The organism is Streptosporangium sp. NPDC003464, assembly GCF_053588315.1.
In genome coordinates this window covers 1-9,545 of the sequence record NZ_JBSFPS010000341.1, presented here as the reverse complement: position 1 = coordinate 9,545, position 9,545 = coordinate 1, and the positions used below count along the sequence as shown (strand labels likewise).

Annotated in this window: 5 protein-coding genes, 1 tRNA gene and 3 pseudogenes; 6 read left to right on the top strand and 3 right to left on the bottom strand. The window is 72.6% G+C overall.

The window, feature by feature from the left end:
* Positions 1–113: 113 nt before the first annotated feature.
* Both ACWDS7_RS43310 and ACWDS7_RS43305 read left to right on the top strand, forming a co-directional pair.
* Positions 114–257: pseudogene (locus tag ACWDS7_RS43310) on the top strand (winged helix-turn-helix domain-containing protein); the annotation flags it as partial.
* A gap of 30 nt (positions 258–287) precedes the next feature.
* Complete coding sequence (locus tag ACWDS7_RS43305) at positions 288–2,921, top strand: ATP-binding protein (protein ID WP_451934034.1); 2,634 nt, start codon at positions 288–290, stop codon at positions 2,919–2,921.
* Here ACWDS7_RS43305 and ACWDS7_RS43300 read toward each other — a convergent pair.
* Together ACWDS7_RS43300 and ACWDS7_RS43295 are read right to left on the bottom strand one after the other, a co-directional pair.
* Positions 2,854–3,654: a helix-turn-helix domain-containing protein gene (locus ACWDS7_RS43300; RefSeq protein WP_451934033.1), complete on the bottom strand. Its 801-nt coding sequence runs from the start codon at positions 3,652–3,654 to the stop codon at positions 2,854–2,856. The genes ACWDS7_RS43305 and ACWDS7_RS43300 overlap by 68 nt on opposite strands.
* A gap of 97 nt (positions 3,655–3,751) precedes the next feature.
* Positions 3,752–4,743: pseudogene (locus ACWDS7_RS43295) on the bottom strand (IS5 family transposase).
* Between ACWDS7_RS43295 and ACWDS7_RS43290 the strand changes: the two are divergent.
* Positions 4,627–5,097, top strand: a pseudogene (locus ACWDS7_RS43290) (recombinase zinc beta ribbon domain-containing protein); the annotation flags it as partial. The pseudogenes ACWDS7_RS43295 and ACWDS7_RS43290 sit on opposite strands and share 117 nt — an antisense overlap.
* A 541-nt stretch (positions 5,098–5,638) precedes the next feature.
* Here the strand turns inward: ACWDS7_RS43290 and ACWDS7_RS43285 are convergent.
* Positions 5,639–5,724, bottom strand: a tRNA-Leu gene (locus ACWDS7_RS43285).
* A 165-nt stretch (positions 5,725–5,889) separates the two neighbouring features.
* Between ACWDS7_RS43285 and ACWDS7_RS43280 the strand changes: the two genes are divergently transcribed.
* The 3 genes from ACWDS7_RS43280 to ACWDS7_RS43270 form a co-directional block, all read left to right on the top strand.
* The gene (locus ACWDS7_RS43280) at positions 5,890–7,197 is read left to right on the top strand and encodes a M20/M25/M40 family metallo-hydrolase (RefSeq protein ID WP_451934032.1); all 1,308 of its coding nucleotides are present in this window, start codon (positions 5,890–5,892) and stop codon (positions 7,195–7,197) included.
* Positions 7,198–7,414: 217 nt separating this feature from the next.
* Positions 7,415–7,930, top strand: a complete 516-nt coding sequence (locus ACWDS7_RS43275) for a hypothetical protein (RefSeq protein WP_451934031.1) — start codon at positions 7,415–7,417, stop codon at positions 7,928–7,930.
* Between the two features lie 230 nt (positions 7,931–8,160).
* Positions 8,161–9,545, top strand: a 1,385-nt coding sequence (locus ACWDS7_RS43270; protein WP_451934030.1) for a chaplin family protein, incomplete at its 3' end; no start/stop codon positions are given.

Sequence of the window (9,545 nt, the reverse complement as noted above, 5' to 3'; positions counted from 1 at the left end):
GATCGCCGGGCGGCTCTATCTGAGCGCGGGGACGGTGCGCAACTACCTCACCACGATCGTCACCAAGCTCAACGCCCGGACCGGTCCGGGTCACCAATGCCGGGCAGCCGCTCCGGCTGGCCGCCAAGGTGCGCGCGGTGCTCGGCGTCTTCCTGCTCCATCCGGACACCGTGCTGTCCAGGGACCGGCTGATCGCCTCGGTGTGGGACGACCCGCCCCGGTCCGCCCTGCCGAACCTCCAGACGTACCTGACCGCGCTGCGCCGCGCCGCGATCGAGGTCGAGACCGTGCCGTACGGCTACCGCCTGCGCCTCGGCCCCGACCGGCTCGATCTGCTCGCCTTCGACGAGGCCGTACGGCGAGCCCGGCTGGAGGCGGCGGGCGGCGACGCCGCCACGGCGAACCGGCTGTTCGCCGAGGCGCTGGCGCTGTGGCGCGGCCGACCGGCCGAGGACGTGCCGCTGGCCGCGACGATGCAGGCGCGCGTCACCGAGCTGGAGGAGCGCCGGGAGAACGCCCGGCTCGGCTGGATCGACGTGCGCCTGCGGCTCGGCCTGCACGACGAGCTCGTCGGTGAGCTGACATCGCTGGTGGAGGCCGCGCCGCTCAACGAACGCCTGTGGCACCGGTTCATGCTGGCGCTGCACCGGGCGGGCCGGCGCGCCGAGGCCCTGGAGGCCTACCGGCGGGCCCGCTCGACGCTCGTCGCCGAGCTGGGCGTGGAACCCGGCCAGGAACTACGCGGACTGCAGGCGGCGGTCCTCGACGACGCCCCCGTCCCGGCCCCCGCGCCGGAGACGGTCCGGGAACCCGCCTGGACGGGGATCTGTCTGCTCCCGGCGGACATCGCCGACTTCGCCGGCCGCGAGGGCGAGACCCGCGACCTGGTCGCCGCGCTGGACGGCACCCGGACGGCGCCGGTGATCGTGACGGTGTCGGGGCCGCCCGGCGTCGGGAAGAGCACGCTGGCGGTCCGTGTCGCGCATCTGGTGCGGCAGCGGTATCCGGACGGCCAGCTGTTCGTCCGGCTGTGTGACGCCTCGGCGTCGCCCCGCGACCCGGCCGACGCGCTCGCGGAGCTGTTGCGGGCGCTCGGCGTGGACTCCGCCGGCCTGCCCTCCTCCGTCGAGGAGCGGGCGGCGATGTACCGGGCCAAGGTCGCCGACCGGGCGGTGCTCGTGCTGCTGGACGACGCGGCCGGCGAGGCCCAGGTGGAACCGCTGATCCCCGGGACTTCCGGGTCGGCGGTCCTCGTCACCTCCCGCGGGCCGCTGCCCGCGATGCCCGGCGCGATCGCGTACGCGCTGGACGTGCCGCCGCCCGCCGACGCCCGCGACCTGCTCGCGGGCGTGGCCGGGGCGAGCCGGGTGGCGAGCGACCCCGAATCGGCGGAGGCGATCGTACGCGCCTGCGGGCGGTTGCCGCTCGCGCTGCGCATCGCCGGGGCGCGGCTGGTGACCCGTCCTGCCTGGCCGCTGGCCGAGCTGGCGCGACGGCTCGCCGGCGCCCCGGCGCTGAGCGAGCTGCGTGCGGGCCACCTGGACGTCCGCGCCACGTTCGGGGCGAGCTACGCGGTGCTGTCGGCGCCCGCGCGGCGCGCGTTCCGGCTGCTCGGATCGGTGGCCGCCGACGGCGTGGCCGCCTGGACGGTGGCCGCGCTGGCGGGCACGACCGTGCGCGACGTGGACGGCTCCCTGGAGGAGCTGGCCGCCGCCGGACTGATCACCGCCGGTGACGCCGACGCCGCGGACCAGCCCCGCTACCGCATGCACGACCTGCTGCGCGGCTTCGCCGCCGAGCTGTTCGTCACGGAGGAGAGCGGGCGGAGCCGGGCGGTGGCGCTACGCCGGGTCGCCGCCACGGCCCGGGACCACGCCGCCGCCGCCGCCCGCGAACTGCCCCTCGCCTTCGGCCCGCCCCCGCCCGGCAGCCCGGCCCGGACGCCGCCCTGTCCGGAGGGCGGCGCCTGGTTGACGGCGGAGCGCGGCGTGCTCATCGCCGTGGCTGAGACCACCGCTCGCGCCGGGCTGGTGCGCGAGGCGGCCGAACTCGCCTACGCGCTGGCGCCGTTCCTGATCGTGCGCGGTTTCCACGACGACGCCGTCCGCATGCTGGGGGCGGCCGCCGATGCCGCCGCCGCGGCGGGTGACGCCGCCGCCGAGACGCGCCTCCGGCTGGTGCGCGCCGACGCCGAGGTGGACCGCAGACGTGCCAGCGGGGTCGCCGACGAGTTCCGCCACCTGCTCGACCGCTGCTCGCGGGCGGGGGATCAGCACGCCGCCGCGTACGCGTCGCTCGGGGTCGCCGCCACCCTGGAGGCGGACCTGGGGTCCGCGCTCGCCGCCGCCACCCTGGCCGCCGAGCGGTTCGACGCGCTGGGCGACGGGCACGGCCTGCTGAGCGCGTGGACCGAGATCGCCGCGATCCAGTTCTTCCTGGGCCACCACGACGCCGCCGCGGCGACCTGCCGCCGGGCCCTCGCCCGCGCCGAGGGACACAGCGCCGTCCACCGGGCCCGCTTCCTGCGGATGCTCGGCATCGCCTGCTACGAGACGGGCCGCGTCGAGGAGGCGATCGGCTACTACCGGGCCTGCCTGGATCTCTGCCGGGACCTGCGGTGGAGCACCGGCGAGCGGCTGGCGCTGCACCGGCTGGCCCAGGCGGAGGCCGCGCTGGGCCGCCACGACACCGCCACCGGCATCCTCCTCCGGTGCGCGGAGATGTTCGTCAACGCCGGAGACTCTCGGGGAGAGGCGCTGATCTCCTACACGTTGGGGGAGATCAGCCGGTGGCGGGGCGACGAACGGGCCGCGCTGGCCCACTTCACCTTCTGCCTCCACCGGCTCGACCCGCTTAACGAATACGTCTGGTCCGCGCGTACCCGCGACCAGATCGCCCGCTCCCGGGCGGCTCTCGGCTGACCGGACGCGGCACCGGAAGTCCTCCCGCGGCGCTTCGCGGTTCAACCGTCCCGGCGCCACCGGCCCGAGCGGGGAGGTTGTCCCGTAGCTCGTAGACGGGTGACCGGGCGGGAAGGTGCGCGGGGTCACCGGCCCCGGTTCGTCGGCGCAGATCACCGTGGTGCCGGGCGGCGGCCGGGTGGAGAGGCCGACGACCTCGGCTCTTTGGGGCGAAGTCCGGATCGGTGGAGGTGGTCGGCGAGCGGGTGAGCCGCCGGCGCACATGTTCGGTGACCAGGATCCGGCGCACCTGAGAGCGGTGGATGTCGATGCCCGCCGCGCGGGCGGCTGCGGTGAGCGTGTTCAGTGTCCACTCGGCTGGGGCGATCTCATCGGCTGCCACCAGGTCCCCGCTCGCATCGCGGACCGGCTTGCCGGGCGGGGTCGAACGCGCCAGTGCGAGGAGTTGTCCGCGTTCGACCTCGGTGATCCGCGGCTTGCGGCCCGCTCCGGGCCGGTCACCCAGCCCGGCCAAGCCCTCGGCGTTGAACCGGTCGAGCCGCTCGCGCACGGTCTGCATGTGGCAGCCCAGCTTGGCCGCGATCGCGCTGGTCCGCAGCCCCTGCCAACTCAATACGATCATCTGCGCCCGCGTGATCCAGTCGGCCGGGGCATGGCGGGCCCCGGCCGGTTTGCGGATCTGCCGCTCCTCGTCGGCGTCCGCCGGCGGACGCGCGTACAGCAGTTTCGGCATGACAAAACCCCTGAGACCATCATCTCCCCAGGTCGGCAGGCAGGGATGTACAGCCGCATTCAGGAACGTCGCACTAGGGAGCGTTCTGGGTTTGGATCTATAGCGGGTCGAGGCTTCTGATCCAGATGAGTGCTCCGCGGAGGTGGAGCCCGGCAAGGAAGCTTTCGGGGGTTTTGTCGTAGCGAGTGGCGAGCCCTCGCCACTGCTTGATCTTGTTGATGCAGCGTTCGACGGTGTTGCGGTCGCGGTAGAGGCCTTCGTCGCGGGAGACGGGCCGACCGCCGCGACTTCCCTTGTTCTTGTGGTGCTGGGCTTGGTCGGCCTTGACCGGGATGACAGCCTTGATGCCGCGGCGGCGCAAGTAGATACGGTTGAAGCGAGAAGAGTAGGCCTTGTCAGCGGCGACCGCGTCGGGTCGAGTGCGGGGACGGCCGATCCAACCGCGGACCTTGATGAGCGTCAAGACCTTGACGAACTGAGGGCAATCCGCGCTCTGCCCGGTGGTGAGGACGAACGACAACGGACGGCACCGCCGGTCGGCCGACAGGTGGGTCTTGCTGGTCAGCCCGCCACGAGAGCGCCCCAAGAGGGCGGTCTTCAGCCGGACCTTCCGTCGCCGCCGGGCCTGCCGACGCCCGCTGTCTTGGACGTCCTTGCTGTCCTGGACGTCTTGGAGTTGCGGGTTTTGTCCCTCGCGCGCACCCCTTTTTCCTCCTCAGCCGCTTTTTCGAGCGCCCGCAGGAGTTCGGGATCCACCGCCATCCCTGCGGCGTGCTGGTGGGCTCGCTGGCTGGTGGAGTCCACGCTGACCCAACTGAGATCGACCTGACCGCGAGCAGCCGCCTCCGCGATCATCCGTTCCTGCAAGTTCTGCATGACGCCCGACAGCGCCCACGCCCGGAACCGGTCATAGACCGTCGACCACGACCCGTACTCGGCCGGAACGTCCCGCCATGGGCTGCCCGTCCGGAAGTGGTGGATCACCCCGTTCAGTTGCCGCCGAAGGTCGGGGACCGGCCCCCGCTCACCCAACGGCAGCCACGGCTCGATCAGCGCCCGTTCCGCATCGGTTACATCACCACGCGCCATATCAACGGTGCTACCAGCCACGGTGTTCACCCGCAGGGCGAACACCGTGATCTCAACTCAGAACACTCCCTAGTCACGGGCGAGCAGCAGGTAGTGCAGCGTCGGCTCACCCCCACGTGCGTGGGGAGGGCGGTCTGGTCCGACGCCGTGGCCCACCCGCCGATCGTCAGCACCGAGGATTTCGACGAGGTCCAGGCCACGCTCGCGGGGAGGGGCGGGCGGCAGACCGGGCGGCGGCCGAAGCGGGTGGGCAATCCCTACGTGCTGCGCGGGCTGATCTTCTGCGGGGTGTGCGAGCGGCGCATGCAGGGCAACTGGGTCAATGAGGCGCCCTACTACCGGTGCCGGTTCCCCGAGGAGTACGCGCTCGCCAACCGGGTCGTCCATCCGCGCAACGTCTACCTCCGCGAGGACGCCGTGGTGCCGCGGCTGGACCGCTGGCTCGGCCGGCTGTTCGCGCCGCACCGTGTCGACGAGACCCTGGACGCCCTCGTCGCCGCCCAGCAGGTCGATCCTCCGGAGGCCGAGGCGCTCGCCGTCACCCGGCGGCAGGTCGCCGAGTCCGACCGGAGGCTGGCCCAGCACCGGGCGGCCCTGGAGGCCGGGGCCGATCCGGCGGTGGTCGCGGGCTGGATCCGGGAGGAGCAGGCCAGGAAGGTGGAGGCGGAGCGGCGGCTCCGGCGTGCTCCGCTGCGCTCGCGCCGGCTCGACCGGGACGGGCTGGCCGAGATGATGCACGCGCTGGGCGGCATGGTGCGGATCCTGGGCGAGGCGGAGTCGGCCCGCAAGGCGAAGATCTACGCAGGATTGGGTCTCACGCTCACCTATCACCCAGGAAAGAGAAAGGTGCTGGTCGGCTCTAGAGCTGACCAGCACCCCATAGGTGAATCAAGTGTGTCCGAGGGGGGACTTGAACCCCCATGCCCCGCAAAGGGCACTAGCACCTCAAGCTAGCGCGTCTGCCTATTCCGCCACCCGGACTTGGTGCCTGCACGCGGGACCGTCATCCCGCGTCGGCGGAATCAGGTTAGCAAACTCTTGAGCTTGCGTCATATCGGTAAGGGACCGGGGTCGGGAGGGATGCCCGTGGAGCGGTGGCGGCGGCAGGATGGGAGGCGCAAGCCGTACGGAGACGAAGGAGTCGACATGACCGCGCTCAATGGTGAGGACGAGGTCGCGGAGCTGTGCCGTGACCTGATCCGGATCGACTCGACCAACGCGGGCGACAACGCCGGCCCCGGTGAGCGGGAGGCCGCCGAATACGTGGCCGGCAAGCTGGCGGAGGTCGGGCTGGAGCCGCGGATCCTGGAGTCCGACAGCCGCAGGGCGAACGTGATCGCCCGGATCGAGGGGGAAGACCCCTCCCGCGACGCGCTGCTGCTCCACGGCCATCTCGACGTGGTCCCCTTCGACGCCGGCGACTGGACCCACCACCCGCTCGGCGGAGAGATCGCCGACGGCTGCGTCTGGGGGCGCGGCGCGGTCGACATGAAGAACATGGACGCGATGATCCTCGCGGTCGTCCGGCAGCGGCTCAGCGAGGGGCGCCGGCCGCCGCGGGACGTGGTGCTGGCGTTCACCGCCGACGAGGAGGCCGGCGGCACGTACGGCGCGCAGTGGCTGGCCGGCGAGCACAAGGACCTGTTCGAGGGGTGCACCGAGGCGATCGGCGAGGTCGGCGGGTTCAGCGTCTCCCTCGACGAGGCTCGCAGGCTCTATCTCATCGAGGCGGCCGAGAAGGGCATCGCCTGGATGCGGCTGACCGCCAGCGGCCGGGCCGGGCACGGCTCCATGCTCAACGGCGAGAACGCCGTCACGGAGCTGGCCGAGGCGGTCGGCCGCATCGGGCGCTACGAGTGGCCCGTACGGCTGACGCAGACGGTCCGGACCTTCCTCACCGAGACCTCCAGGGCGCTGGAGCTGGAGCTCGACCTGGACGACGCCGAGGCGACCGTGGCCAAGCTGGGCCCGCTGGCCCGGATGATCGGCGCCACGCTGCGCAACACCGCCAACCCCACCATGCTGCAGGGCGGCTACAAGGCCAACGTCATCCCGCAGACCGCGATCGCGCACGTGGACGGCCGCTTCCTGCCCGGATACGAGGAGGAGTTCTTCCAGACGCTCGACGAGCTGCTCGGCCCCAACGTGACCAGGGAGTTCGTCTACCACGACATCGCCCTGGAGACCGGCTTCGACGGGCCGCTGGTGCGGGCGATGACCGACGCGCTGCTCGCCGAGGACCCGGGCGCGCTCGCCGTGCCGTACACCCTGTCGGGTGGCACGGACCTGAAGGCGTTCAGCCGGCTGGGCATGCGCGGCTTCGGGTTCGCGCCGCTGAAGCTCCCGGCGGACTTGGACTTCTCCGGGATGTTCCATGGGGTGGACGAGCGGGTTCCGGTGGATTCGCTCCGGTTCGGGGTGCGGGTGCTTGACCGCTTCCTGGACGGTTGTTGAGGCGTTCCGCGGAAAGCCATTGCACTGACTACCCGTAGTGCTAACGTAACTCTCCGTCGAGGGGTTGGGTCGCGCGTGAAGCGGGTCCACCCAGGAGCTTTGGGGAGGTCACGTGGCACGCATGCCGCAGGAGCAGTGGAGGGCGTCCTCGCCCGCTGCTCGGCGCGTGCCCGTGGCCGTTTCCGCTGACGAAGCGATCTTCACCCGGGCTGACCGGATGGCGCGGTTCGCGGCCGGCAGCCGGCAGATCGTCATGCGAGTCTCCGCGGTCGGCGCCCTGCTGGCCGCCGGATGGCTGCTCGCGGTCGTCTTCGGGCTCCTCGGCGCCGCTCCGGCGGCCGCGGACACCACCGCGGCGACGGGAGTGGCGCGCTCCGGCGCCCCCGACTCGGCCGCTTCCGGATCGGCCCTCCAGGCCGATGTCTTCCCCACGGAGAGCGGCGGGCTGTCGGCGTCAGGAAACGCCGAGGCCATGGCCGGGCGAGGCATAGACGGGCTCACCAGCCAGTCGAAGCCGGCGTCCCCGGCACCCACCACCGTTGACCACAGCTCTGGCGCCGATGGATTCGTGCCCCAGACCAGCGGTGGATCCGGCTTCTCGGGGCCGGGCGTGGGGGACCTCTCGCGGTTCGTCTACGACCCGCGGTTGACGGCTCAGCGCGCCCCACTGGCGTGTGTGCTCCCCCCGGTGGTCCGCACAGCGGCGGACGACCCTTCCTTCTCTCCTGACTGACTCCGTCCCGTAGACCGGCCGCCTCTCCAGTCGAGCCTGCCGGTCGCGGAGCGTGCCTCAGCCCCCGTCTCCAGGGGAGCCGCTCCGCTCCATGACGGTCAGTGATTTCCCATCCCTCGTGACGGCCCCGGGGCTCCCGCTGTGCGGGCTCCCGTCAGGACCTCGCATGGCTCCGCACGCCGGTCACGAGATGTCAGGTATCCCCCCAAGAACCGCAAGGAGCATCAATCATGCGTACGTGGGTTAAGGGCACGACCCCCGCGGCACTGCTCGCGCTGGGCGTCATGACCCTCGGCAGCGGTACGGCTTTCGCGGACACCTCCGGCGACAACTCGATCGGCGGCGGAAACCAGGTCAACGCCCCGATCTCCCTGCCGATCGACATCAGTGGCAACGCCGCGGCCGTCGCCGGCACCTCGACGGCGACCTCCCAGGGCGGCGCCTCCGTCGAGAACAACGGCGGCGGCGGCATCCCCGGCGAGACCTCGGGCAGGGGCAGCGTCCTGGGCGGCAACCAGGTCAACGCCCCGATCACCGCCCCCGTCAACGCCTGCGGCAACGCGCTGTCGCTGTTCGGCGGTTCCGAGGCGGGCTGCAAGGGCGGCGCGTCCGTCCGGGGCGGCGGCCGGGGCGGGTCCGGGGGCAACCGGACCAACGGCGACCACAGCGTCCTGGGCGGCAACCAGGTCGTCGCCCAGATCACCGCGCCGATCAACGCCTGCGGCAACTCGATCGCGATCTTCGGTGACGCCGTCGCGGGCTGCAAGGGCGGCGCGTCCGTCCGGGGCGGCGGCCGGGGCGGGTCCGGGGGCAACACCACCTCCGGCAGGTCCTCCGTGCTCGGCGGCAACCAGGTCGTCGCCCCGATCACCGCCCCCGTCAACATCTGCGGCAACTCGGTCGCGGTCGTCGGCGATGCGTTCTCCGGCTGCAGGGGCGGCGCCGAGGTGACCGGCGGGCCAGGCCGTCCGGGCCGGCCCGGCAAGCCCGGCTATCCGGGTGGGCACGGCCCGCGTCCGGGCTGGCATCCCGCGGCGGGTGGCAACGACACCGACGGCCGCTTCGCCGCCGGCAGCGGCAACCAGGTGATCGCTCCGATCACCGCCCCGGTCAACGTCTGCGGCAACGCGGTCGGCAACGCGGAGGCGGGCTGCAAGGGCGGCATCTCCGCAGGGAACGCCGGGAACGCCGGGGGTGGCGCGGGGGGCAACCGCACCTCGGGCCGGAACGGTGTGCTCGCGGGCAACCAGGTGGTGGCGCCGATCACGGCGCCGATCAACATCTGCGGCAACGCCGTCGCGGTCGTGGGCAAGGCCTTCGCCGGCTGCAAGGGTGGCGCCTCGGTCTCATCGAAGGGTGGTGGTCTCGGGGCCGGGGGCAACCGCACCTCGGGTGCGAACGGTGTGCTCGCCGGTAACCAGGTGGTGGCGCCGATCACGGCGCCGATCAACATCTGCGGCAACGCCGTCGCGGTCGTGGGCAAGGCCGAGGCCGGTTGCAGGGGCGGCGCCTCGGTCTCGTCGAAGGGTGGTGGTCTCGGGGCCGGGGGCAACCGCACCTCGGGTGCGAACGGTGTGCTCGCCGGTAACCAGGTGGTGGCGCCGATCACGGCGCC

Bases quoted from the DNA above. Each gene is read 5' to 3' on its own strand.
- ACWDS7_RS43300 (WP_451934033.1), bottom strand. From the start codon at position 3,654: ATGCCGAAACTGCTGTACGCGCGTCCGCCGGCGGACGCCGACGAGGAG.
- ACWDS7_RS43280 (WP_451934032.1), top strand. From the start codon at position 5,890: ATGACCGCGCTCAATGGTGAGGACGAGGTCGCGGAGCTGTGCCGTGAC.
- ACWDS7_RS43275 (WP_451934031.1), top strand. From the start codon at position 7,415: ATGGCGCGGTTCGCGGCCGGCAGCCGGCAGATCGTCATGCGAGTCTCC.